The sequence below is a fragment of the Pseudoflavonifractor sp. genome (assembly GCF_050943825.1).
Classification (GTDB): domain Bacteria; phylum Bacillota; class Clostridia; order Oscillospirales; family Oscillospiraceae; genus Pseudoflavonifractor.
The window spans coordinates 121167-143896 of record NZ_JBMNPX010000001.1 but is presented as its reverse complement, the minus strand read 5'-3'; the positions used below and the strand labels follow the sequence as shown (position 1 = coordinate 143896).

The window sequence follows — 22730 nt, the reverse complement described above, 5'->3', positions numbered from 1 at the left end:
ATCCACCAGACAAGCACAATGTCTGGGAGGGGAATGGAATGAAACATATGGAAGAGGATCAGGGGACCAGACTGGTCCGCTGTGTGCTTGGGGTGCTGTTGGGCGGTGCCGTAGCGCTGCTGGGTTGCTTTTTCTTTCTCCTGTTGGCCTCGATCGGAATTTCCAAAGGGTGGATAGGGGAGCAGCTGATGTATCAGATGACCATTGTAAGCTGTGTGATTGGCGGCTTTTTGGGCGGAACTGCAGCCATCCGCCGCTGCCGTTCCAGGGCACTGGTTGTGGGACTGCTGACCGGCTGTGTCTTTTTCCTGATCCTGCTCACAGTGGGCGTGCTCTTCTTCGGACCAGCCGCGCCGGAGGAAGGTCTGGCCTTGCTGTGCGGCGCTCTGTGCGGCGGCGCGGCAGCCGGCCTTCTGGGCGCAAAACGCCCCGCCAGGAAAAAGCGGAAGACCCGCCGCTAAAAATGGATTGAAATGGACCGCTTCCTATGCTATAATGAATCGAAGCTCCAAAAAACGACAGTGGAGGAGGGGAAACAGATGAAGCATGTGAAGACTCTTAACGGCGCTACTTTGAAGAACAGCGCTGCTCACGGCGGCTGCGGCGAGTGCCAGACTTCTTGCCAGTCCGCTTGTAAGACCTCTTGCACGGTTGCCAACCAGAAGTGCGAGAACAACAAGTAAGTCGAACAACAAGACTGGAAACGGGGTGGGTTTTGCCCACCCCGTTTCCGTGCCCGTATTAGGAGAGAAAAGAATGGTACATACTTTTACCGCCCTCGGCGTATATGTCGCCGTGGATGTAAACAGCGGCGCTGTCCATGTGCTGGACAAGACCGCCTATGACCTGCTGGAGGCGCTGGACCGGCAGAGCGCCAATCCCGGCCAGCTGGCTGAGCACTGCCCGGCAGAGCTGACCGCCCAGTTGCCCCAGTACAGCGCCGAGGCGCTGGAGGAGGCCTGGCAGGAGCTGTGTGGCCTTCAGGAGGATGGGCTCCTCTTTGTGGAGGACGACTACATCGACCCCGCCGCCGCCGTGGCCATGCAGCGTGAAGCTCCCATCAAGGCCCTGTGCCTGCACGTGTCCCACGACTGCAACCTGCGCTGCAAGTACTGCTTCGCCTCCACCGGCGACTTTGGTACCGGTCACCGCATGACCATGGACTTTGAGACCGCCAAGCGGGCCATTGACTTTGTCATTGAGCGCTCCGGCAAGCGGCGCAACATCGAAGTGGACTTCTTCGGCGGCGAGCCTCTGATGGCCATGGACACCGTGAAGAAGACAGTGGAGTACGCCCGCTCTATTGAGAAAGAGCATGGCAAGTGCTTCCGCTTTACTATCACAACCAACGGCGTCCTGCTCAACGACGAGAACATCGAGTACATCAACCGGGAGATGTCCAACGCCGTCCTCTCCATCGACGGCCGCAAGGAGGTCAACGATCGGATGCGCCCCACCGTGAACGGTAAGGGCAGCTACGACGTGATCGTCCCCAAGTTCCAGAAACTCATCGCCGGCAGGGGAGACAAGGACTACTATCTCCGCGGTACCTTCACCCGGGACAACCTGGACTTTGCCGATGACGTAATGCACATGGCGTCTCTGGGTGCCAAGAATATCTCTGTGGAGCCCGTGGTGGGCGGCCCCGAGGATCCCTATGCCCTTCGTGAGGAGGATGTTCCCACTATTCTGGCTGAGTACGAGAAGCTGGCCGAGGAGCTGCGCAAGCACCCCGAGGTGAACTTCTTCCACTTCAACGTGGACCTGGCCCAGGGTCCCTGCGTCATCAAGCGGCTGCGCGGCTGCGGCGCCGGCTGTGAGTACGTGGCCATCACCCCGGAAGGGGATATCTACCCCTGCCACCAGTTTGTGGGTAACGAGGACTACAAACTGGGCAACCTCTACGAGGGCACCTTCAACATGGAGATTTCCAAGGCATTCTCCAACCTCAATATTTACACCAGAGAGGACTGCAAGGACTGCTGGGCCCGATTCTACTGCTCCGGCGGTTGCAGTGCCTCCAACCTGCTTGTCAATGGAGACATAAAAAAGCCCCACCATGTGGGATGTGAGCTGGAACGTAAGCGTCTTGAATGTGCCATCGCTCTGCGGGCCATTGCGGCAGGTATGGCTGAGTGATATACAAACTGTAATTATACAGATTGTAATCATCTGGTTTTCGCGTTCTAAACCCGGATTATCGCAATATTTGCCTGAAAAATAGCACATTTTTCAACAGAACGGACACCCGTTTTACCAGGTGTCCGTTCTGTTTGTTGACCAAGTTTACATAATTTAAGTTACATAATATTTCGTCATAATGGACAAAAATGATTTTTTTGATTTGTATTTCTTGCGTTGATTCTTCGGAAGGGATATATTATTATCCATAAACTAGCCGAAAAAGAAGGTCTGTCACTTGAAATTGGGATTTATTGGTGCTGGCAATATGTCAGGTGCTATTCTGGACGGCGTTCTGAAGGGCGGCCTTCTCAAGGCAGACCAGCTGTGTGTCTCCAACCGTCATGAAGATAAGCTTGTGCGCTTTGCTCTCCTCGGTGTCCACACTACTACGGATAACCGTCAGGTGGCCCATGAGGCGGATTTGGTTATTCTGGGTATTAAGCCTCAGATGTTCGGTGAAGTCCTCCCTCAGATTGCGGATGAGTTGAGAGGCAAGGGTGTGCTCTCTATTTCGCCGGGCTATTCACTCTCCTGGCTGAGGGAACAGCTTCCCGGATGCCATGTAATGCGTGCTATGCCCAACACCCCCTTGCTGGTTGGAAAAGGCTGTACCGCTCTGGCCCGGACAGACGATGTGCCCGAGGCGCTCTTCGGCGCTGTCAAGGACGTGTTTTCCTCGGCAGGTGAGGTATTTGTGGTGCCGGAGAATTTGATAGATGCTGTGATTGCCATCGCCGGTTCCTCGCCGGCCTACTTCTTCCGTATGGCCGCCGCTATGGTAGACGCCGGTCAGGCTCTGGGACTGGAGCCTGATGATGCACTGCGTATGGCAGCGCTCACCATGGAGGGTTCAGCCCGGATGTTGTTGGAGAGCGGTAAAACCGCCGGAGAGCTGACCCGGCAGGTGTGTTCTCCCGGTGGCACTACTCTGGCGGCGCTGACCGCCTTTGACGATTACCACCTTGAGGACATGGTGGCGCAGGCTATGGAGCGCTGTGTCCGCCGTTCTCAGGAGCTGGGTAAGTAACAGCGCTTCTAATCACGCCGGGACTTGCATAGGTTGGTCATGGAGGTGACGGCCTATGCACAGAGCTGTGGCAGGGGTGTGGGATGTTCCCGCAGAGGGCGGTGGTCCCGCCCTTGCAGCGTTGGGAATCTGTTTCTTTCTGGGCAGTACGGCAGGATGTCTGCTGGCCGCCGCAGCCGGAGGCAGCGGCAGCGAGAGTCTGACATCCTATATTCAGGGATTTCTCTCCGCTGCAGGAGAGGGCGGCGTGCAGCCCCCCGCTCTTTTGCCGCTGCTGTGGGATCTGCTCCGCTGGCCTGTTTTTGTTGTGGCTCTGGGCTTCACAGCACTCGGTGTTCTTGGTATTCCTATTTTGTTTGCTGTCCGGGGGTTTCTGTTGTCCTTTGCAGTGTCCTCCTTTGTTCGTATGTTCGGCAGCGAGGGCTGCTTTGCAGCCACGCTGATTTTCGGGGTATCCGGCGCGGTCAGCATCCCGGCGCTTTTTGTTCTGGGTGTCCAGGGACTGACAGCTTCGGCCCGCCTGGCCGGGCGGACCATGGGGGAGAGCAGGAGAGGCTCCCCCTTTGGCCGGGCCTATTTTCTGCGCTGCGGCATGTGCGCCGGGGCGTTCTGTGTGTGTATACTGCTGGAATACCTGGCCGTCCCCACGCTCGTTGCGTGGGCAGCCGGGATGCTGGCGGCATAGGCGTGTACCTGCCAGGAGGCAGAGCCGCCGAATTCTACATAGGATGGAGACGCGGCAGGGGATGGATTATTTAAAAGAGTATGAGTCATACCTGAAGACAGAGAAAAAGGCGTCCCTCAATACACTCAGTTCCTACCTGCGGGATATCCACCAGTACGCAGGCTGGCTGGAGGGAGAGAACCTGACGGCAGAACAGGCCGGGCAGGCGGATGTGGAGCGGTATGTGAAGCATCTGTCCGGAAAAGGGAAGTCAGTGGCCACGGTGACCAGAAGTCTGGCCTCCATGAAGTCCTTTTACAACTTCCTGATTGGCGCCGGCGTTGTGACTGTCAACCCTGTGCGGGGGATCACCCCTGCCAAGGTGGAGCGGAAGCTGCCTCAGATTCTCACCAGCAAAGAGGTGGACCTCTTTCTGGAGCAGCCCGATCCCTCCGACGCCAAGGGCTGCCGGGACAAGGCCATGCTGGAGCTGCTGTATGCCACTGGCATCCGGGTTTCCGAGCTGATTGGGCTCAATCTGGAGCATGTCAATCTGTCCGCGGGCTTTGTCCGCTGCGTGGGCCGGACCAAGGAGCGGATTATTCCGCTCTATCCCGCCGCCGTGCGGGCGCTGACCGCTTACATGACTCAGGTCCGCCCCCAGATGATTGAGCACCCGGACGAGAAGGCCCTGTTTGTCAACATGAACGGGGAACGTATGAGCCGCCAGGGCTTTTGGAAGATCATCAAGCACTACCAGGAGAAGGCGGGCATCCGTAAGGACATTACCCCCCACACCCTGCGGCACTCTTTTGCAGCTCATCTGCTGGAGAACGGCGCGGACCTGCGGTCCATCCAGGAGATGCTGGGTCACGCCGATATCTCGTCAACCCAGATATACGCTCAGCTGGTGAACCAGAAGCTGAAAGATGTATACAACAAAGCCCATCCCCGCGCATAAGCTGAGGGTGGATACGGGACTTTCGTTTACAATTCTCCTTCTAAAACAGCAGACGCCGCGGCAGAATCTGCCGCGGCGTCTGCTGTTTTATCGCGATAATTCTTTGTTGCGCCACATCCTCCGTCGTGATAGAATAAATCCGTATGTATACCCAGGAGGTTACCATGATCATTTTGGGAATAGACCCTGGCTTCGCCATCGTTGGCTTCGGGGTGCTGGAGGCGGTACCAGGGCGGCAGAGACTGATCCGCTGCGGCGCCATCACCACTCCGGCGGGGCTGCCGTTGCCTGCCCGGCTGCTCCAGATATCGGACGATATGGCCACCCTGCTCCGCCAGTTCAAGCCGGACGCCATGGCGGTGGAGGAGCTGTTCTTCAACCAGAATGTGACCACCGGCATCGGCGTAGCCCAGGCCAGAGGGGTCATTCTGACCGAGGCAGAGCGGGCCTGCGTCCCCATCTTTGAGTACAGCCCCTCCCAGGTCAAACAGGCGGTGGTGGGGTACGGAAAGGCGGAAAAGCGGCAGGTGATGGATATGACCAAACGCCTGCTGGGGCTGAAGGACGTGCCCAAGCCGGATGACGCGGCGGACGCCGTGGCCATCGCCCTGTGCCATGCCCGTTCGTCCTCTTCCAGACTGTCTCTGCTGGACTCCGCCCGACCGGGCAGCGGCCGGTATGCCGTCCGGGATGATCGCCGCTGACAATTGAGAAACACAGTGAGGAACCGATATGTTTTACTATGTGAAAGGCCCTGTGGTCCACATGGCGCCCTATCTGGCCGTTGTGGACTGCGGCGGCGTGGGCTATGCCTGCCGCACCACCAACAACACCCTTGCCCGGCTGAGGAAAGGGGAGAACGCCACTCTCTACACCCACCTCAACGTCCGTGAGGACGCCATGGAGCTCTACGGCTTTGCCAGTGAGAATGAGCTCAGCTGCTTCCAGCTGCTTATCAGCGTGTCCGGCGTGGGGCCCAAGGCGGCGCTGTCCATCCTGTCCTCCACCAGTCCCGAGGGTCTGGCCACGTCCATCATTACCGGCGACGAGAAGGCCCTCACCGTGGCCCCCGGCATCGGCAAGAAGATCGCCCAGCGCATCATTCTGGAGCTCAAGGATAAGCTGGCCAAGGGCCAGCTCACCACCCCCGGCGGAGAGAGCTACGGCGGAACCGGCGTTACGGTCATTCCCCAGAACAAGGCCAGCGAGGCCGCGGCCGCTCTGGCCGTCCTGGGGTACAGCCAGGCCGAGGCGGCTGCCGCCCTGAAGAACATCGACATGGAGGCGCTGGCCCTTGAGGAGATCATCAAGCAGGCGCTGAAGAAGATGGTGAAGTGACCACAAAAACAGCCGGCGGACATCACGTCCGCACGGAAGAGGAAGTGAGCATTTGAGCATCGATTTTTCGGAGAGCGGTTTTGAGACCGAAGAGCCTCTGGTGACCACATCCCTGACCCGGGACGATGAGAACGAGGGCTCCTTACGGCCCAAGACTCTCTCAGAGTACATCGGCCAGAAGAAGGCCAAGGGCAACCTGGAGGTCTTTATCCAGGCGGCCAAGATGCGTGGGGAGCCTCTGGACCACGTGCTGCTCCATGGCCCACCGGGCCTGGGCAAGACCACCCTGTCCGGCATCATCGCCAACGAGATGGGGGTCAACATCCGTATCACCTCCGGCCCCGCCATTGAGAAGCCGGGTGACCTGGCAGCCCTGCTGACCAACCTACAGGAGAATGACATTCTCTTTGTGGACGAGATCCACCGGCTCAACCGCTCGGTGGAGGAGATTCTCTATCCCGCCATGGAGGACTTTGCCATCGACATTATCATTGGCAAGGGCCCTTCCGCCAACTCCATCCGTCTGGACCTGCCCAGATTCACGCTTATCGGCGCCACCACCCGAGCGGGCCAGCTGTCCGCGCCTCTGCGGGACCGCTTCGGCGTCACCCTGCGGCTGGAGCTGTATACCCCTGATGAGCTGGCCCTGATTGTCTCCCGTTCGGCGGGTATTCTGGGCGTGCCTATTGAGGCGGAGGGAGCCATGGAGATTGCAAGACGGAGCCGGGGCACACCCCGTATCGCCAACCGGATGCTCCGCCGGGTGCGGGACTTCGCACAGGTGCGTGCAGGCGGCGTCATCACCCGCGACGTGGCAGATGAGGCCCTCAGCGCCCTGGAGGTGGACTATCTGGGTCTGGACGCCGTGGACCGCCGGATGCTCACCAGCATCATCGAACACTACAGCGGCGGCCCCGTTGGCCTGGAGACCCTGGCAGCCACCATCAATGAAGAGGCCGTCACCCTGGAGGACGTGTATGAGCCCTATCTGATGCAGATGGGTTTCCTGACCCGTACACCCAGAGGCCGCTGCGTCACCCGCCGGGCCTATGAGCATCTGGGGCTGCCCGTGCCCCGGGCTGACGGTCTGGACCAGCTGTCCTTCTGACAAGAGCCAACATCGGGACTGTGTCCCATCCAAATACACACAGCGGAAAGGAATGTTTTGAATATGGGAAAATTGTTCGGTACTGACGGAATCCGCGGCGTGGTCAACGCCGGGCTGGACGCCACCCTGGCCTATAAGGTGGGCCTGGCCGCTGCTCAGGTGCTCACCAGAGAGGGCAACCACAAGCCGCTGGTGGCCATCGGCAAGGACACCCGCATCTCCTCCGACCTGCTGGAGGGCGCTCTGATTGCCGGACTGTGCTCCGCCGGCGCCGATGTGCTTCATCTGGGCGTCATTCCCACCCCGGCCGTGGCCTGGATCACGGTGGACAACAACGCCGACGCAGGTATCGTCATCTCCGCCTCCCACAACCCCTTTGAGCACAACGGCATCAAGATCTTCAACGGTCAGGGCTTCAAGCTCTCCGACGCCCTGGAGGGCGAGATTGAGGATATCATCCTCTCCGGCAAGGAAGTGCCCCTGAAGACCAACGGCGACATCGGCCGGGTCATCTACGCCGACCAGAAGGAGCGGGAGGACTACATTGACCATCTGGCCTCCACCGTGAACACAGATCTGGCGGGCATGCGGATTCTGGTGGACTGCGCCAACGGCACCTCTTCCACCACTGCCGCCCGGCTGTTTGACCGTTTCCCCGAGCTGCACACCGACGTCATCAACGCCGACCCCGACGGCGTGAACATCAACAACGGCTGCGGCTCTACCCACCTGGATAAGCTGTGCACCATGGTCAAGGCCGGCGGCTACGACCTGGGCATTGCCTTTGACGGCGATGCCGACCGCTGCCTGGCCTGCGATGAGCTGGGCAATGAGATTGACGGCGACCAGATTATGGCCGTCTGCGGCCAGGACCTGATGAGCAGGGGAGAGCTGCCCGGCAACGCGGTGGTAGCCACTGTAATGAGCAATCTGGGCCTGCACGTGTTCTGCCGCGAGCGGGGCATGCAGCTGCTGTGCACCGACGTGGGCGACCGCAACGTGCTGGAGAAGATGGAGGAGTGCGGCTATGTGCTGGGCGGCGAGCAGTCCGGCCATATGATTTTCCGCCGCTACGCCACCACCGGCGACGGTCAGCTGACCGCTCTTCAGCTTCTGGCTCTGCTGCACAGATCCGGGAAGAAGGCCTCCGAGCTGGTGGCCGACTGCAAGCGTTATCCCCAGCTGCTGGTAAACGTGGCTGTGGCCGACAAGGCCAAGAAGGCGGAGATCATGGCCAACGCTGATCTGAAGGCCGCCATTGCCCAGCAGGAGGCCCGGCTGGCAGGGGACGGCCGCATTCTGGTACGTCCTTCCGGCACCGAGGCTCTGATCCGGGTCATGGTGGAGGCCAAGGACGAGGAGACTGCCCAGTCCTGTGCGCACGAATTGGCAAATCTGATTAAAACCCTCTGAGTTTTTCCGTGTCATTTAAAATAACTTGCATAAAACTATTGACAAATACCGGTTCTTCTGCTTTAATAGGTAAGGAGATTTTGAATGAAGCCAATGGATCAGGATCACCAAAAGTTGTCAGATGAGGCCCTGTGTATCCAGGCTGCGTCCGGGGATCGTCTGGCGGAGGAAATACTGGTCATTCGGTATAACCGCTTGGTACGTATGTGTTCCCGCCCCCTCTTTTTGGCTGGGGGAGACAGCGAGGACCTGATTCAGGAGGGAATGGTTGGCCTGCTGGCTGCCATTCGGGTCTATGACCCGTCCAAGGGTGCTTCTTTTCATACTTATGCTGAAACTTGCATAAGGAACCGTCTCCTATCCGCGGTGAAAGCGGCGTCCCGCGATAAGCACACGCCGCTGAACAACTATATCTCATTCGAAACCCCTTTCTTTGATGGAAAGACCGACCACTATGCTTATGGTACTGACCAGGAGCGTCTGGAGAACCCTGAAACCATCATGATTGGCAGGGAAGAGCTTCAGGAGCGCTTGGGCGTGCTGAAGGGCCAGCTGTCCGGTTTCGAAGCGAAAGTCCTCGGACTGTATCTGAATGGACTGTCCTATGATGAGATTGCAGCCGAGGTAAAACGGTCCCCGAAATCGGTGGACAACGCTGTCCAGCGCATCAGGCGCAAGGTGGCGAAGCATTTCCAGTCTGGCGATATCAGCGAAAGCTGAACGCAAATATTACATGTCCCAGCAAAGTAGGTTTATCCTGACCTGGGCAAAGAGTCAAAGAGAGGGTATCATCATGTTTGAAGACAAGACACTCGTATGCAAGGAATGTGGCAAGGAGTTCGTGTTCACCGCTGGTGAGCAGGAGTTCTACGCCGAGCGCGGCTTCCAGAACGAGCCCCAGCGCTGCAAGTCCTGCCGTGACGCCCGCAAGAACGCCGCCCGTGGCCCCCGTGAGTACTTCACCGCCACCTGTGCTGCCTGCGGCGGCGAGGCCCGGGTTCCCTTCGAGCCCAAGTCCGACCGGCCTGTCTACTGCAGCGAGTGCTTTGCTCGTATGCGTGAGCAGCAGTAATTCGCGCAATAAAACGCCTGGCGCATCTGCGCCGGGCGTTTTTTATTTGCCTGAGAAAAATCGAAGATGGAAGAAAAAACAGAATCTCCATCTTGCATTCTTGAGGGAATTAGGATATACTACCCATATCCTAGAGATTTACGGAGGTAACCACCCATGGTTCAGATTACGAAGGATACCATTATCGGCGACATCCTGGACATCGCCCCCGAGACTGCGCCCCTGTTCCTCTCCATCGGCATGCACTGCCTGGGCTGCCCCTCTTCCCGCGGTGAGACCGTGGAGCAGGCCTGCATGGTTCACGGCGTGGACGTGGACGCGCTGCTGGCTGAGCTGAACAAGATGACCACCGGCGCTGCCCAGTAATCAATACCGTAAGAGAGAGCGGCTCCGGCCGCTCTCTTTTTTTCAACAGAGAGGTGAACAGATTGCGCGTTTATGAGCTTTCACCCCGGCTCCAGTCGGTGGCCGACCTGGTGCCGGAGGGAGCCCGATTTGCGGATGTGGGCACGGACCACGCCTATCTCCCGGTCTGGCTGGTATTGCAGGGGAAGATTGACCGTGCAGTGGTGTCCGACCTGCGGGAGGGGCCGCTGAACCGGGCCAGGCAGACCGCCGCCCACTACGAGGTGGAGGAGAAGCTGTCCTTCCGACTGTGCGACGGCCTGGCGGGTATTTCTCCCGACGAGGCGGATACCATCTCCATCGCCGGAATGGGCGGGGAGACCATTGCAGAAATTCTCACCGCCGCCCCCTGGGCGGGGCAGGAGGGACGCCGCCTGATTCTCCAGCCCATGACGGCTCAGGAGCAGCTTCGGGCCTGGCTGTGGGACCACGGCTTCCACATCCAGCAGGAGGTCCTGACCCAGGAGGGTCGTACAGTCTATATCACGCTTCTGGTTGTACCAGGGGAGGAGGGACCCTATACGCCCGCAGAGGCGTGGGCCGGACGCCAGCATCAGGGCATGGACGCGCCGCTGAGAGGGCAGTACCTGGAGAAGCTGCTCCGCCGCGCAGAGGCTGCTGCCGCCGGCGTGGTCCGGTCCAGCAAACCGGAGGACGCTGCCCGTGCAAAAGAGCTGGAAGCGGTGGCCACAGGCCTGCGGCAGATGCGAGAGGAGTGGAATGCATGGCAACTGTAATGGATGTCTATCATTTTCTGGACGGAAAAGCACCCTTCAGCACCCAGATGAGCTTTGACAACGCTGGGTTCCTGGTGGGACGCGGGGGCAAAGAGGTACACACCATTCTGGTGGCACTGGACATCACCGAGACGGTGGTGGAAGAGGCGGTCCAGGCCGGCGCGGAGCTGATTGTGTCCCACCATCCGGTTATCTTTTTCCCGGCCAAGCATATCACAGACCAGGACCCGTCAGGCCGCAAGCTGCTTGCCCTCCTGGAGCACAATATCGCCGCCATCTGTGCCCACACCAATCTGGATATTGCACCCGGCGGCGTCAATGACGCTCTTGCCCAGGCCCTTGGTCTGGAGCAGATCGGCCCCTTCAGCGAGGATGGCCTGGGGCGGACCGGAATTGTCTCCGGTGCGCCCAGCGCGGAGGTCTTCGCAGCTCAGGTGAAGGAGCGGCTGGGCGCCAACGGTGTCCGCTTTGTGGACGCAGGCCATCCGGTCTGCAAAGTGGCTGTGGGCGGTGGTGCCTGCGGGGACATGGGCCCCGCGGCGGTGGCCTGTGGCTGCGATACCTTTGTCACCTCGGACGTCAAGTACCACGAGTTCCAGGAGGCGGAGGCACTGGGCCTCAACCTGATTGATGCCGGACACTATCCCACGGAAAATGTGGTGTGCCCGGTGCTGGCCGATTGGCTGCAGGAGGGGTTCCCCGATGTGCGCGTACTCCTGTCTCACCGTCACCATGAGGTGTTTTCCTACTGCTGACGGCCCGCAAGGGGTTGAAAAGCGTACTTTTTTGTGATATACTGTCCTACGCGAATTTTCATGAGAGGGAGTATTCCAATGTCTGGACATTCCAAATGGCACAATATACAGAAGACCAAGGGCGCCGCTGACGCCAAGCGTTCTCAGATTTTCACCAAAATCGCCCGTGAGATGATCGTGGCCGTCAAGACCGGCGGCAGCGGTGATCCCGCCAATAACTCCCGCCTGGCCACCGTCATCGCCAAGGCCAAGGCCGCCAACATGCCCAACGACAACATCAAGCGCACCATCGACAAGGCGCTGGGCTCCGGCAACACCGACAGCTACGAGAACGTGGTGTACGAGGGCTACGGCCCCTGCGGCGTGGCCGTCATCGTGGAGGCCCTCACCGATAACCGCAACCGCACCGCCCCCTTTGTCCGCCACATTTTTGACAAGTACGGCGGAAACCTGGGCGCCACCGGCTGTGTGTCCTGGTCCTTTGACCAGAAGGGTGTGATTGTCATCGAGCGTGAGGACCTGGACGAGGACACCGTGATGATGGACGCTCTGGATGCCGGCGCCAACGATATGACTGCCGACGACGACTGCTTCGAGATCACCACCTCTCCCGACGTCTTCGGCGAGGTTCTGGCCAAGCTGGAGGAGAAGGGCTATGTGTTCGCCTCCGCCGAGGTGGAGATGGTCCCCCAGAACTACGTCAAGCTGGAAAACGAGGATGACGTCAAGAACATGGAGAAGCTCATCGACTTCCTGGAGGAGAACGACGACGTCCAGAACGTGTACCACAACTGGGAGCAGGACTAATCACTGAGCTCCGTATATCTGAACGCACAGATAAGAGAGCAAGAGCGGGTTTGATTAACACAAACCCGCTCTTGCTTTTATAATTCAGTCCGTTTGCTTCGCCGATGCTATTTTGAGCTCACTGCCTGCAATACAACGGTTTTTTGTTCTAGTGGGTATGGGGGGGACTCGAAGTTATCTAAGTGCCTCTAGAAGCTGCTCTGACGCTCAGATGGCCATTCTATAATTTCAGAGTACGATTCATAAAGTCCGCCGGCGAGCTCCTGCGCAAGTACTGTGACTTTGCGATAGGGCAGCAGTGATTTTAAGCATGGCTCCGCTGAGATGAGTAGATTTACATCATAGTTGGCAGGCACGTTCGCCAAGTGCCGCTGTTGACTTTCTACCCAGAACGTGGTATCGTGTTTCCACACTCTTTACGAAAGGAGGTTCGGATGCACGTAACTGGTTCGTGCTCCGGCCTAACTCAAATTCAGCAAAACGGCTATTTTGTTGGTGCGCTTCAGGCACACGGAAGTTCGTTCTTTGGTGAAGCCGACCCCGAGAGGGGGCGGCTATGAATTTACAGAACGAACTCAACAAAATAAAAATTTTGTTGAGTTTAGGGGAGGGGTCTCTCCGTCAAAACCGCACTTTTGGCATTTTAGGCCCTTCTGGGACTGGCTGGCACCAACCACTGTATCCGGACGTTTTTTATGGATTATCGTATTGAAGCACCTGCAATTATTCGTGATTTTTTGTCATACCATGAGACCATTCAAGGCCATTCCCGCAAAACTGTCGATGAATATTTCCTGGACTTGAGGAACTTTTTCCGTTACCTCAAAATTGAACGCGACTACGTACCGCGCAGCACAGATTTGGATCAAATCACAATTGATGACTTGGATATCGACTTGGTCCGTTCTGTCAAGCTCAGCGATGTCTATTCCTACATGAATTACCTGAGCCGCGACCGGGCCAAACATGCCAACAGCCCTGATACAGGCTATGGACTTACTCCGGCTGCCAGAGCCCGGAAAATTGCAGCCATCCGTTCCTTTTATAAGTACATTACCAGCAAGGCCAAACTGATGGACGAAAATCCCATGCAGGACTTAGACTCGCCCAGGCTGAAAAAGGCTCTTCCGCACTATCTCAGCCTGGATGAGAGCATCCAGCTTCTGGAATCCGTTGACGGAGAAAACAAAGAGCGGGACTACTGCATCCTGATTCTCTTTCTCAATTGTGGACTTCGTATTTCTGAGCTTGTTGGATTAAATCTGACAGATATACGGAATGAGCAGCTTAGAGTGCTGGGCAAAGGCAATAAAGAACGTATTCTGTTCCTCAACGAGGCCTGTCAGCAGGCCATCGAAGACTGGCTTGCTGTTCGTGGTACACAGGGCATTATTGATAAAAACGCGCTCTTCATCACCAGGCGCCACACCCGTATGACAACAGACGCTGTACACTACATGATTAAAAAGCGGCTGACCGCTGCCGGCTTGGATGCCAGTATGTACTCTGCCCACAAACTCCGGCATACAGCAGCTACGCTTATGCTTCAAAACGGTGTCGATGTCCGTACCTTACAGGAGGTTTTGGGCCACGACCATCTGAATACGACACAGATTTATACCCATGTGGACAGCGACGATCTGAGAACTGCTGCAAAGGCCAATCCATTGGGCCATATTCGGAGAAAGAAGAAATCTCCCTCTCCCCTTTCTGATACTAATAACGGCGGCATCACCGGGGATGAATCATGAAATAAAACTGGGCGAGTACTGCTGCTCTTTGCGGTACTCGCCCAGTTTTTACTGAGAAATATCCCGATATGCGCCTAAAATATGTATGAATCGTACTTCATGGAAAAAATATGTGCTCAATGGCCGCCAGTCGGCGTCATAGGAGTGGGCCGCCAGAAGGACATTTTCCATAGTAGGCGGATACCCTACATCGACCACAACGGGCGTATGGCTGAATACTTCTTTGTTGAATCGCAGCTGAACCATATCTCCCGGCATGATCCCGTCCAATGAGGTCTGCATTCCAACGGGGCCCACAGTTTCATCCGGCCGGGTAAGAAAGTCATAGAAATATTCCACTCCGGTCCAGGACGGGGACTTCCGGTTGGCATCGATATAGTACCAGCCGTAGACCGGGTCGTAATTCATTACTCCAGTGCCTGCAAACAGACACTGAGATGCAAAATTCGTGCAGTCCCCCCCTATTTCTTCGTAGTCATAGTAGGCTGGATTGCGCTCAAAAGCCCATTTGTGTGCGTAGCTGACAGCCGCCCGCCGGTCATACGGTATCCGTTCCAGCATAACACCACTCCCCCTTCCAGACATTCTATGCCGGGAACAAGGAACTTAGCATATGAAAAAACAGGAGAGGGTTTCCCCTCTCCTGTTTTTGCGGTATGGAAATACAGCAGGCTTAGGCCTTGCCGTCGCAGCCCAGCACGTTGATGAGCTTGTGCTTGACCAGCTCCTTGATGTTGGCGCGGGCGGGCTTGAGGTACTCACGAGGATCGAACTTGTCAGGATGCTCGGCAAAGAACTTGCGGATGGTGCCGGTCATGGCCAGACGCAGGTCGGAGTCGATGTTGATCTTGCAGACGGCGCCGCGGGCAGCCTGACGCAGCTGCTCCTCGGGGATGCCCACAGCGTCGGGCATCTTGCCGCCGAACTCGTTGACCATCTTCACGTACTCCTGGGGCACGGAAGAAGAGCCATGGAGCACGATGGGGAAGCCGGGCAGACGGCGGACGACCTCGTCCAGGATGTCAAAGCGCAGCGGAGGGGGAACAAGCTCGCCCTTCTCATTGCGGGTGCACTGAGCGGCAGTGAACTTGTAAGCGCCGTGGCTGGTGCCGATGGCGATGGCCAGAGAGTCGCAGCCAGTCTTGGTCACGAACTCCTCGACCTCCTCGGGACGGGTGTAGTGAGAGTCCTCGGCAGAGACGTTGACCTCGTCCTCCACGCCGGCCAGAGCACCCAGCTCAGCCTCGACAACCACGCCGTGGTCGTGGGCGTACTCAACGACCTTGCGGGTGATCTCGATGTTCTCAGCGAAGGGCTTGGAGCTGGCGTCGATCATGACGGAGGTAAAGCCGCCGTCGATGCAGCTCTTGCAGGTCTCGAAGCTGTCGCCGTGGTCCAGGTGAAGCACGATGGGAATATCGGGGCACTCAATGACAGCGGCCTCGACCAGCTTCACCAGATAGGTGTGGTTGGCGTAGGCACGGGCGCCCTTGGACACCTGGAGGATGACGGGAGCCTTCAGCTCCTGGGCAGCCTCAGTGATACCCTGGACGATCTCCATGTTGTTGACGTTGAAGGCGCCGATGGCATAACCGCCGTCATAAGCCTTCTTAAACATTTCCGTAGATGTGACCAAAGCCATAGGAAACATCTCCTTTCAAATTTTGCACCATGATTCTATCAGTTCTGATTGATAATTGCAAGAGTATATGCTAGAATATTTCCGCGGAAATAAAAATTAACCAAATCCTTAGCGAAAAAAATCCGGTTATTATGAAAGGAAGAGAAAAGTTATGAGCGAACTGAAAGGCGCTTGCATCATCGGACAGTCTGGTGGCCCCACCGCGGTTATCAATTCCAGCGCTCTGGGTGTAATTGAGACCGCTCTGGACTGCGGCAGCATCACTCGGGTGCTCGGTGCCGCCCACGGCATCCGCGGCGTTCTGGATGACAAGCTGTACGATATGTCCCAGGAGGACCGTGAGGAGCTGAAGCTCATGCGGTACACCCCCTCCTCCGCTTTGGGCTCCTGCCGCTACAAGCTGGCCGACCCCGATGTGGATGACAGCGACTACAAGCGGATTCTTGAGATCTTCAAGAAGTATGATGTCCGCTACTTCTTCTATAACGGCGGCAACGACTCCATGGACACCTGCAACAAGATCTCCAAGTACATGCAGAAGGTGGGCTATGAGTGCCGCGTGATGGGCGTGCCCAAGACCATCGACAACGACCTCAACGGTACCGACCACTGCCCCGGCTTCTCCTCCGCTGCCAAGTTCATCGCCACCTCCTGCATGGAGGTCCACCGCGACGCTCACGTGTACGACACCGGCATGGTGACCGTGGTGGAGATCATGGGCCGTCACGCCGGCTGGCTGGCTGGTTCCGCCGCTCTGGCTACCTGGGCTGGCTATGGTCCTGACCTCATCTACCTCCCCGAGGTGGACTTCGACATGGACAAGTTCATCGCCGATGTGACCGCCATCTACAACAAGACCGGCAAGTGCATGGTGGCCGTGTCTGAGGGCATCCACTATGCTGACGGCCGTTTTGTGTCCGAGGCCAAGACCTCTGCCACCGACGGTTTCGGTCACGCTCAGCTGGGCGGTCTGGCCGCCATGCTGGCCGAGATCATCAAGGAGAAGACCGGCGCCAAGGTCCGCGGTATCGAGCTCTCCCTGCTCCAGCGCTGCGCTTCTCACTGCGCTTCCGCCCGCGACATCAACGAGGCCTATATGGCTGGTCAGGCCGCTGTTGAGGCCGCTGTCGCCGGCGAAACCGACAAGATGGTGGCCTTCGATGTCACCCGCGACGGTGCCAACTACACCTGCACCACCGCCCTCAAGCCTCTGGACATCTGCGCCAACTTCGAGAAGAAGGTTCCCCGTGAGTGGATCAACGCCGAGGGCAACGGCATTGAGCAGCCCTTCATCGACTACGTTCTGCCCCTCATCCAGGGCGAGCTGGACGTTCCCCAGGAGAACTCTCTCCCCCGCTTCGCCAAGCTGAAGAAGGTTCTCACCACCGAGATGTAATCATTACTGACTCTGGTCAGTATATAGAAAGCCCCCACCGCATGGACGCGGCGGGGGCTTTCTTCTTATTATTGCGTTCATAAAAAAGCTGGGCGGCAACTTGCCGCCCAGCTTTTTTGTGTCAAATCCCGTGCTTTTCCTCAGCGCCGATGAGGGCCCGCAGAACGGTGTACACACGCTCGTCAATGCCCTTCTTCATGGCCAGAGCCTCGTTGATGTCATAGTCCACATAGGCACCCTTCTGCATGGCCACCACCCGGTTGGTCTTGCCCTGGGCCAGCAGCTCCACAGCGTTATAGCCCATGTAAGTAGCCTCCATCCGGTCACGGGCAGAGGGAGAGCCGCCGCGCTGAACGTGACCCAGAACGGTCACACGGGGGTCAAGGCCGGTATACTCCTTGATTTTGGCGGCCACATCATAAGAGCTGCCCACGCCCTCAGCCACGATGACCATGAAGTGGGTGCGTCCGGCCAGCCGGGCGGCGCGGATAGGCTCCACCACGTCCCGCTGGAAGTCAATCTCCTTCTCCGGAATCAGCACAGCGGTGGCGCCGCAGGCCACACCCACGTAGAGCGCCAGATGGCCGGCATGGCGGCCCATGACCTCCACCACGGAGCAGCGCTCGTGGGACTGCATGGTGTCCTTCAGGCGGTCAATGGCCTCCAGGGCGGTGTTGCAAGCGGTGTCATAGCCGATGGTGTACTCCGTGCAGGCGATGTCGTTGTCGATGGTTCCAGGCACACCCACAACGGCGATGCCCTCCTGATTGGAGAACTCCAGGAGGCCGCGATAGGTACCGTCGCCGCCGATACCCACGATGCCATCCAGGCCGAAGAGCTTGCAGGTGTTGGCTGCCTTCTTGCGGCCCTCAGGGGTTTTGAACTCATCGCTGCGGGCGGTATAGAGCACCGTGCCTCCGCGGCCGATCAGGCCGCTGGTCTGGACGAAATCCATGGAGGTGATGTCGCCGGTGATAAGGCCGTTGAAGCCGCGGCGGATACCAAGGCACTCGATTCCCATGTGCATCGAGGCGCGGACAACAGAGCGGATCGCGGCATTCATGCCCGGGGCGTCGCCGCCGCTGGTGAGGACGCCAATGCGTTTCACTGCACTTTTCATAGGAAAAACCTCCTGATGCTTTTAAGTGTGGGGATGACTTCCCCGGATTTTATACCTTCAGTTCCGTATCTTTGCCCTCCAGAGCGGAAGCGTAGCGCTCCAGCACGGGCTGCACATACTCTGTCAGGAACTCGTCCACCCGCTCAGGGCAGCGGCCGATGTAGCGGGCGGGCTCCAGATGGACAGTCAGCTCTTCCCTGCTCATGCCGAACATGGGGTCCTCGGCGATAAGGTCAATCAGGTTGTTGGGCAGACCTCTGTCCTTCACGTTCCGGCCCGCCTCCTGGGAGAGCACACGGATGCGCTCGTGGAGGTCCTGACGGTTGCCGCCCCGCTTCACCGCGTCCATCATGATGTTCTCGCTGGCCATGAAGGGCAGCTCCTCCATCACGTGCCGCTCAATCACCTTCTCGTGGACCACTAGGCCGGAGGCCACGTTGGCGTAGATGTTGAGGATGGCGTCCACGGCCAGGAAGGCCTCGGGCACGGAGAGCCGCTTGTTGGCGGAGTCGTCCAGGGTGCGCTCAAACCACTGGGTGGCGGCGGTGACGGAGGGATTGAGGGCATCCACCATCACATAGCGGGCCAGGGAGCAGATACGCTCGCAGCGCATGGGGTTGCGCTTGTAGGGCATGGCGGAAGAGCCGATCTGGTTCTTCTCAAAGGGCTCCTCCACCTCCTTGAGGTGGCAGAGCAGGCGCATATCGGTGGCGAACTTGCTGGCGGACTGGGCAATGCCGGACAGGGTGGAAACCACGGCATAGTCCATCTTGCGGGAGTAGGTCTGGCCGGAAACAGGAGTCACCGCGTCAAAGCCCATCTCCCGGGCAATCTTCCGCTCCAGCTCCTTAACCTTCTCGTGGTCGCCCTCGAAGAGCTCCAGGAAGCTGGCCTGGGTACCGGTGGTGCCCTTGGAGCCCAGGAGCTTCAGGCTGTCAATCCGGTGCTCCACCTCCTCCAGGTCCATCAGCAGCTCATTCATCCACAGGGTGGCCCTCTTCCCCACCGTCACCAGCTGTGCGGGCTGGAAGTGGGTAAAGCCCAGTGTGGGCAGGGCCTTATACTGATTGGCGAAGACGGAGAGGGCGTGGAGGACGCGTACCAGCTTATCCCGCACCAGCTCCAGGGCTTCGCGCATGAGGATGACGTCGGTGTTGTCGCCCACATAACAGCTGGTGGCGCCCAGGTGGATGATAGGCATGGCCTTGGGACACTGCTCACCCCAGGCGTGAATATGAGCCATTACGTCGTGGCGGAGCTTCCTCTCCCACTGTGCTGCGGAGTCGTAGTCAATATCCGTAAGGTGGGCCTCCATCTCGTCGATCTGCTCCTGGGTTATAGGCAGGCCCAGCTCCATCTCGGCTCTGGCCAGGGCGACCCACAGGCGGCGCCAGGTGGAGAACTTTTTGTCCGGCGAGAAGATGTACTGCATCTCGTCGCTGGCGTAGCGGGAAGAAAGCGGGCTCTCGTAAACAGCTTTGTTACTCATATTCAACCTCTTTTTCTTGGTTTTTCAAGGCAGATCCAAAGTGCTTTCAGAATACCACAAAACAGCGGCGGGGACAAGTCCCGCCCCTCCGTCGGACCGACAAAATCCGGCGTGGAGCGGGACCCTCCCCGCAGCAAAGAAACAAATTATTCCGCCAGGAAATCGCGCAGGCGGCGCAGGCCCTCCAGGATGTTCTCCATGGAGGTGGCATAGGACCAGCGGACAAATCCGGGCGCGCCGAAACCGGTGCCGGGCACCACAGCCACCAGCCCCTTCTTCAGGAAGAGGGCGGCAAAGTCGTCGGCAGTCTCCACCTTCACGCCGTGGAGGGTCTTGCCCAGGATATCCTTCAGATTCATCATCACATAGAACGCGCCCTCGGGCATGATGCAGCTCACGCCGGGGATGGCGTTCATGCCCTCCACCATGGCGTTGCGGCGGGCCTCAAAGGCCTGACGCATGGTCTCCACCTTCTCCTGGGAGCCGGTGAGGGCGGCCAGAGCCGCCTTCTGGGAGACGGCACAGGGGGAACCGGTGGAGTGGCTGATATAGTTGGCCATCACAGTGGCAATGGGCTCGCTGGCACAGGCGTAGCCGATGCGCCAGCCGGTCATGGCGTAGGACTTGGAGACGCCGTTGACCAGAATGGTCCGCTCCTTGATCTCCTCGCCCAGAGAGGCCAGGCTGACAAACTTCTTGTTGTCATAGACCAGGCTGTAATAGATCTCGTCGTCAATCACATAGAGGTCGTTGCGGACACACAGGTCGGCGATGACCTCCAGCTCCTCCCTGCTGTACATCATGCCGGTAGGGTTGGAGGGGTTGTTGAGAATCAGCGCTTTGGTCTTGGGGGTGATGGCAGCAGCCAGCTTGTCCGCAGAGAGCTTGAAGTTCTCCTCCTCCGTGGCGGTCACCACCACAGGCACACCGCCCATCATCTTAATCAGCTCAATGTAGCTGACCCAGTAGGGCGCAGGGAGAATGACCTCATCGCCGGGGTTGACGATGGCCCGCAGGGCGATATAGACGGCGTGCTTGGCGCCGCTGGCTACCACAACCTGGTTGGGAGCGTATTCCACGCCGCAGTCGGCCTTCATCCGGTCGCACACAGCCTGGCGCAGCTCCACAGTGCCCCGGGCAGGGGTATAGCGGGTATTGTTGTTGTTGATGGCGGCAATGCCCGCCTCCTTGATTTCGTCGGGTGTATTAAAATCAGGTTCCCCGGCAGCGAAGCCGATAACGTCAATGCCGTCCGCCTTCATCTGCTTAAACATGCTGTCAATCGCCATTGTGGTAGATGCCTGAACGGCGTTTGCAATACGGGACAGTTCTTTCACGGTGAATCTCCTCCCAATTCGGCTTAACTAGAGTTATTATATGCGGCGCTATGCAATATTGCAAGACTATAATTGCATTAATGAGACTGGTTTCACGCCGCCTCAAAACAGTAATTTCACGAAAAGGCCCGTACCCATAGCGGGGCACGGGCCTGTGTGCTCAGTGGTTGAGCGCTTTGTACAGCGCACGGGAGACAGCGGCGCCCGCCACAGTGGAAATCAATGCCTCCAGAACACCTTGGACACCTACAAACAGGGCCACAAACAGGAACGGGTTCATGGCCAGGCCGGTGCTGTCCGCAAAGCCCTGGGCGATGCCCTGAATATAGTCAGTATGGTAGAACGCTGCGGTGAGCACACCGGTAAACAGCGCCGTGTTCAGCAGCGAACCGGCCAGGCTGGAGCCACCGAAGGCAATCAGCTGACCTCTGGTTTTGTCCGCTCTGATAAGGCCACTGAAGATGAGTCCACAGAGCAGCCCCATCAGAATCCGGGTGGGTACGCAGGTCAGGAAGGTGCCCACGGGGCTGATGCCCATCAGCGTGACGCCAAACGCGCTTTTTCCGAAGCACTCCCAGAAGGACAACAGCCCGAACACGCCGCCCAGGGCTGCGCCTGCAGCCGGCCCCAGTACAATGGCACCAATGATGACAGGTATCTGCATGATGGTAAATTCCAGGAAGGGAGTCTTAATCATCCCGATCCCGGTAAATTCCAGCAGCAGCAGGATCGCCACCAGAACGGCCAGTTGGACAAGGTATCGTATGCGGGGACTGGTGTTTGTCTTCTTTCCACTTGCCATATCAAAAACCTCCTGCTCCCGCTCCCCACTCCGAGGGATGCAGGGCAATCTATTTACCCCAGCGGAATATTCCGCTGCCAGGTACTGTGTCGTGGCCGATATCTGCACCGGCGCTTTCGGTTTTTCTGTTCAGAGTTTACCAGATCTGCCTAAAAAGCGCAAGCAGGCCCCTCAGTCCGCCTGTCTGGCCAGCCCTTCCAGTGTGTCTCCCGTGAGGCGGTAGGTGGTCCACTCGTCCAGCGGCACCGCCCCCAGGGAACGGTAAAAGGCAATGCTGGGCTGGTTCCAGTCCAGGCAGTACCACTCCAACCGTCCGCAGCCCCGCTCTACCGCGATGCGGGCCAGTTGGCTGAGAAAGCGGCGGCCGTATCCCCTGCCCCGGTACTCCGGGAGAATGAACAGATCCTCCAGATAGAGTCCGGCCCTGCCCAGGAAAGTGGAGAAATTATGGAAGAACAGAGCAAATCCAATCTCTCTGCTGTCCTTGACCGCAAAGAGCACCTCTGCCTTCCCTTTCTGAAAAATCCACTCCCTGAGCAGCTCTTCGGTGGCTACTACCTGGTCGGCCAGCTTTTCATACTCCGCCAGCGCCTTGATAAACGACAAAATGGTCCCAGCATCCGCCTCTTCAGCGAAGCGGAAGGTCAACTCGTCTGCCATGGAATCACACTCTCTTTCCTGTTCAGAAAAGACCGGATACAGCGCACTGTATCCGGTCTTTT

The 22730-nt window shown here is 58.2% G+C and carries 25 protein-coding genes; 18 read left to right on the top strand and 7 right to left on the bottom strand.

Annotation, left to right across the window (positions count from 1 at the left end; translation table 11 throughout):
- The first annotated feature begins 38 nt into the window (after nt 1-38).
- From ACOX7T_RS00750 to ACOX7T_RS00670, 17 genes are all read left to right on the top strand, one after another.
- On the top strand, nt 39-461 hold the full coding sequence (locus ACOX7T_RS00750) for a TIGR04086 family membrane protein (protein WP_433438894.1): 423 nt from the start codon (nt 39-41) through the stop codon (nt 459-461).
- Nucleotides 462-539: 78 nt separating this feature from the next.
- Entirely contained in the window at nt 540-683 is a 144-nt protein-coding gene (scfA, locus tag ACOX7T_RS00745; RefSeq protein WP_294520725.1) for a six-cysteine ranthipeptide SCIFF, read from the top strand.
- A gap of 73 nt (nt 684-756) precedes the next feature.
- Nucleotides 757-2139, top strand: a complete 1383-nt coding sequence (gene scfB / locus ACOX7T_RS00740) for a thioether cross-link-forming SCIFF peptide maturase (RefSeq protein WP_433438892.1) — start codon at nt 757-759, stop codon at nt 2137-2139.
- 280 nt (nt 2140-2419) lie between these two features.
- Entirely contained in the window at nt 2420-3211 is a 792-nt protein-coding gene (gene proC / locus ACOX7T_RS00735) for a pyrroline-5-carboxylate reductase (protein ID WP_433438890.1), read from the top strand.
- Nucleotides 3212-3266: 55 nt separating this feature from the next.
- A complete protein-coding gene (locus ACOX7T_RS00730; RefSeq protein ID WP_433438888.1) occupies nt 3267-3896 on the top strand; it encodes a stage II sporulation protein M in 630 nt (209 codons plus the stop codon).
- Between the two features lie 61 nt (nt 3897-3957).
- Nucleotides 3958-4836: a site-specific tyrosine recombinase XerD gene (xerD, locus tag ACOX7T_RS00725; protein WP_433438886.1), complete on the top strand. Its 879-nt coding sequence runs from the start codon at nt 3958-3960 to the stop codon at nt 4834-4836.
- A 164-nt stretch (nt 4837-5000) separates the two neighbouring features.
- A complete protein-coding gene (gene ruvC, locus ACOX7T_RS00720; protein WP_433438884.1) occupies nt 5001-5540 on the top strand; it encodes a crossover junction endodeoxyribonuclease RuvC in 540 nt (179 codons plus the stop codon).
- Nucleotides 5541-5568: 28 nt separating this feature from the next.
- Nucleotides 5569-6174, top strand: a complete 606-nt coding sequence (gene ruvA / locus ACOX7T_RS00715) for a Holliday junction branch migration protein RuvA (RefSeq protein WP_433438882.1) — start codon at nt 5569-5571, stop codon at nt 6172-6174.
- 52 nt (nt 6175-6226) lie between these two features.
- Complete coding sequence (gene ruvB, locus ACOX7T_RS00710) at nt 6227-7282, top strand: Holliday junction branch migration DNA helicase RuvB (RefSeq protein ID WP_006572587.1); 1056 nt, start codon at nt 6227-6229, stop codon at nt 7280-7282.
- A 63-nt stretch (nt 7283-7345) separates the two neighbouring features.
- Nucleotides 7346-8695, top strand: coding sequence for a phosphoglucosamine mutase (gene glmM, locus ACOX7T_RS00705; RefSeq protein ID WP_433438880.1), 1350 nt, complete (start codon nt 7346-7348; stop codon nt 8693-8695).
- An 84-nt stretch (nt 8696-8779) separates the two neighbouring features.
- A complete protein-coding gene (locus ACOX7T_RS00700; RefSeq protein ID WP_433438878.1) occupies nt 8780-9415 on the top strand; it encodes a sigma-70 family RNA polymerase sigma factor in 636 nt (211 codons plus the stop codon).
- A 73-nt stretch (nt 9416-9488) separates the two neighbouring features.
- A complete protein-coding gene (locus ACOX7T_RS00695) occupies nt 9489-9767 on the top strand; it encodes a zinc-ribbon domain containing protein (protein WP_006572583.1) in 279 nt (92 codons plus the stop codon).
- A gap of 156 nt (nt 9768-9923) precedes the next feature.
- Complete coding sequence (locus tag ACOX7T_RS00690) at nt 9924-10133, top strand: DUF1858 domain-containing protein (protein WP_433438876.1); 210 nt, start codon at nt 9924-9926, stop codon at nt 10131-10133.
- 53 nt (nt 10134-10186) lie between these two features.
- Nucleotides 10187-10909 (top strand): tRNA (adenine(22)-N(1))-methyltransferase, encoded by a 723-nt coding sequence (locus ACOX7T_RS00685; RefSeq protein ID WP_433438874.1) that lies wholly within the window; start codon nt 10187-10189, stop codon nt 10907-10909.
- Entirely contained in the window at nt 10897-11664 is a 768-nt protein-coding gene (locus ACOX7T_RS00680) for a Nif3-like dinuclear metal center hexameric protein (RefSeq protein ID WP_433438872.1), read from the top strand. The genes ACOX7T_RS00685 and ACOX7T_RS00680 overlap by 13 nt, the downstream gene beginning before the upstream one ends.
- Before the next feature lie 78 nt (nt 11665-11742).
- Nucleotides 11743-12471 (top strand): YebC/PmpR family DNA-binding transcriptional regulator, encoded by a 729-nt coding sequence (locus ACOX7T_RS00675; protein ID WP_433438870.1) that lies wholly within the window; start codon nt 11743-11745, stop codon nt 12469-12471.
- 695 nt (nt 12472-13166) lie between these two features.
- The gene (locus ACOX7T_RS00670) at nt 13167-14222 is read left to right on the top strand and encodes a tyrosine-type recombinase/integrase (protein WP_433438868.1); all 1056 of its coding nucleotides are present in this window, start codon (nt 13167-13169) and stop codon (nt 14220-14222) included.
- Nucleotides 14223-14270: 48 nt separating this feature from the next.
- Here ACOX7T_RS00670 and ACOX7T_RS00665 read toward each other — a convergent pair whose 3' ends face one another.
- Both ACOX7T_RS00665 and fba read right to left on the bottom strand, forming a co-directional pair.
- Nucleotides 14271-14783, bottom strand: a complete 513-nt coding sequence (locus tag ACOX7T_RS00665; RefSeq protein ID WP_433438866.1) for an amidase domain-containing protein — start codon at nt 14781-14783, stop codon at nt 14271-14273.
- Nucleotides 14784-14895: 112 nt separating this feature from the next.
- Entirely contained in the window at nt 14896-15864 is a 969-nt protein-coding gene (fba, locus tag ACOX7T_RS00660; protein ID WP_433438864.1) for a class II fructose-1,6-bisphosphate aldolase, read from the bottom strand.
- A gap of 151 nt (nt 15865-16015) precedes the next feature.
- Between fba and ACOX7T_RS00655 the strand changes: the two genes are divergently transcribed.
- Nucleotides 16016-17260: a 6-phosphofructokinase gene (locus ACOX7T_RS00655; RefSeq protein WP_433438862.1), complete on the top strand. Its 1245-nt coding sequence runs from the start codon at nt 16016-16018 to the stop codon at nt 17258-17260.
- A gap of 121 nt (nt 17261-17381) precedes the next feature.
- Here ACOX7T_RS00655 and pfkA read toward each other — a convergent pair whose 3' ends face one another.
- The 5 genes from pfkA to ACOX7T_RS00630 all read right to left on the bottom strand — a co-directional run bounded on the left by pfkA (nt 17382) and on the right by ACOX7T_RS00630 (nt 22668).
- Nucleotides 17382-18380: a 6-phosphofructokinase gene (gene pfkA, locus ACOX7T_RS00650; protein ID WP_433438861.1), complete on the bottom strand. Its 999-nt coding sequence runs from the start codon at nt 18378-18380 to the stop codon at nt 17382-17384.
- A 49-nt stretch (nt 18381-18429) separates the two neighbouring features.
- Entirely contained in the window at nt 18430-19869 is a 1440-nt protein-coding gene (purB, locus tag ACOX7T_RS00645; protein ID WP_433438859.1) for an adenylosuccinate lyase, read from the bottom strand.
- A 146-nt stretch (nt 19870-20015) separates the two neighbouring features.
- A complete protein-coding gene (locus tag ACOX7T_RS00640; protein WP_433439568.1) occupies nt 20016-21158 on the bottom strand; it encodes a pyridoxal phosphate-dependent aminotransferase in 1143 nt (380 codons plus the stop codon).
- 208 nt (nt 21159-21366) lie between these two features.
- Entirely contained in the window at nt 21367-22008 is a 642-nt protein-coding gene (locus tag ACOX7T_RS00635) for an ECF transporter S component (protein ID WP_433438857.1), read from the bottom strand.
- 171 nt (nt 22009-22179) lie between these two features.
- The gene (locus ACOX7T_RS00630; protein ID WP_433438856.1) at nt 22180-22668 is read right to left on the bottom strand and encodes an N-acetyltransferase family protein; all 489 of its coding nucleotides are present in this window, start codon (nt 22666-22668) and stop codon (nt 22180-22182) included.
- Nucleotides 22669-22730 lie beyond the last annotated feature (62 nt).

What these genes read in the sequence shown, in the direction of transcription:
- ACOX7T_RS00750 (WP_433438894.1), top strand. Translation starts at nt 39, where the DNA reads ATGAAACATATGGAAGAGGATCAGGGGACCAGACTGGTCCGCTGTGTG.
- scfA (WP_294520725.1), top strand. Translation starts at nt 540, where the DNA reads ATGAAGCATGTGAAGACTCTTAACGGCGCTACTTTGAAGAACAGCGCT.
- scfB (WP_433438892.1), top strand. Translation starts at nt 757, where the DNA reads ATGGTACATACTTTTACCGCCCTCGGCGTATATGTCGCCGTGGATGTA.
- ACOX7T_RS00730 (WP_433438888.1), top strand. Translation starts at nt 3,267, where the DNA reads ATGCACAGAGCTGTGGCAGGGGTGTGGGATGTTCCCGCAGAGGGCGGT.
- xerD (WP_433438886.1), top strand. Translation starts at nt 3,958, where the DNA reads ATGGATTATTTAAAAGAGTATGAGTCATACCTGAAGACAGAGAAAAAG.
- ruvC (WP_433438884.1), top strand. Translation starts at nt 5,001, where the DNA reads ATGATCATTTTGGGAATAGACCCTGGCTTCGCCATCGTTGGCTTCGGG.
- ruvA (WP_433438882.1), top strand. Translation starts at nt 5,569, where the DNA reads ATGTTTTACTATGTGAAAGGCCCTGTGGTCCACATGGCGCCCTATCTG.
- glmM (WP_433438880.1), top strand. Translation starts at nt 7,346, where the DNA reads ATGGGAAAATTGTTCGGTACTGACGGAATCCGCGGCGTGGTCAACGCC.
- ACOX7T_RS00700 (WP_433438878.1), top strand. Translation starts at nt 8,780, where the DNA reads ATGAAGCCAATGGATCAGGATCACCAAAAGTTGTCAGATGAGGCCCTG.
- ACOX7T_RS00695 (WP_006572583.1), top strand. Translation starts at nt 9,489, where the DNA reads ATGTTTGAAGACAAGACACTCGTATGCAAGGAATGTGGCAAGGAGTTC.
- ACOX7T_RS00690 (WP_433438876.1), top strand. Translation starts at nt 9,924, where the DNA reads ATGGTTCAGATTACGAAGGATACCATTATCGGCGACATCCTGGACATC.
- ACOX7T_RS00680 (WP_433438872.1), top strand. Translation starts at nt 10,897, where the DNA reads ATGGCAACTGTAATGGATGTCTATCATTTTCTGGACGGAAAAGCACCC.
- ACOX7T_RS00675 (WP_433438870.1), top strand. Translation starts at nt 11,743, where the DNA reads ATGTCTGGACATTCCAAATGGCACAATATACAGAAGACCAAGGGCGCC.
- ACOX7T_RS00670 (WP_433438868.1), top strand. Translation starts at nt 13,167, where the DNA reads ATGGATTATCGTATTGAAGCACCTGCAATTATTCGTGATTTTTTGTCA.
- ACOX7T_RS00665 (WP_433438866.1), bottom strand. Translation starts at nt 14,783, where the DNA reads ATGCTGGAACGGATACCGTATGACCGGCGGGCGGCTGTCAGCTACGCA.
- fba (WP_433438864.1), bottom strand. Translation starts at nt 15,864, where the DNA reads ATGGCTTTGGTCACATCTACGGAAATGTTTAAGAAGGCTTATGACGGC.
- ACOX7T_RS00655 (WP_433438862.1), top strand. Translation starts at nt 16,016, where the DNA reads ATGAGCGAACTGAAAGGCGCTTGCATCATCGGACAGTCTGGTGGCCCC.
- pfkA (WP_433438861.1), bottom strand. Translation starts at nt 18,380, where the DNA reads ATGAAAAGTGCAGTGAAACGCATTGGCGTCCTCACCAGCGGCGGCGAC.
- purB (WP_433438859.1), bottom strand. Translation starts at nt 19,869, where the DNA reads ATGAGTAACAAAGCTGTTTACGAGAGCCCGCTTTCTTCCCGCTACGCC.
- ACOX7T_RS00640 (WP_433439568.1), bottom strand. Translation starts at nt 21,158, where the DNA reads ATGGCGATTGACAGCATGTTTAAGCAGATGAAGGCGGACGGCATTGAC.
- ACOX7T_RS00635 (WP_433438857.1), bottom strand. Translation starts at nt 22,008, where the DNA reads ATGGCAAGTGGAAAGAAGACAAACACCAGTCCCCGCATACGATACCTT.
- ACOX7T_RS00630 (WP_433438856.1), bottom strand. Translation starts at nt 22,668, where the DNA reads ATGGCAGACGAGTTGACCTTCCGCTTCGCTGAAGAGGCGGATGCTGGG.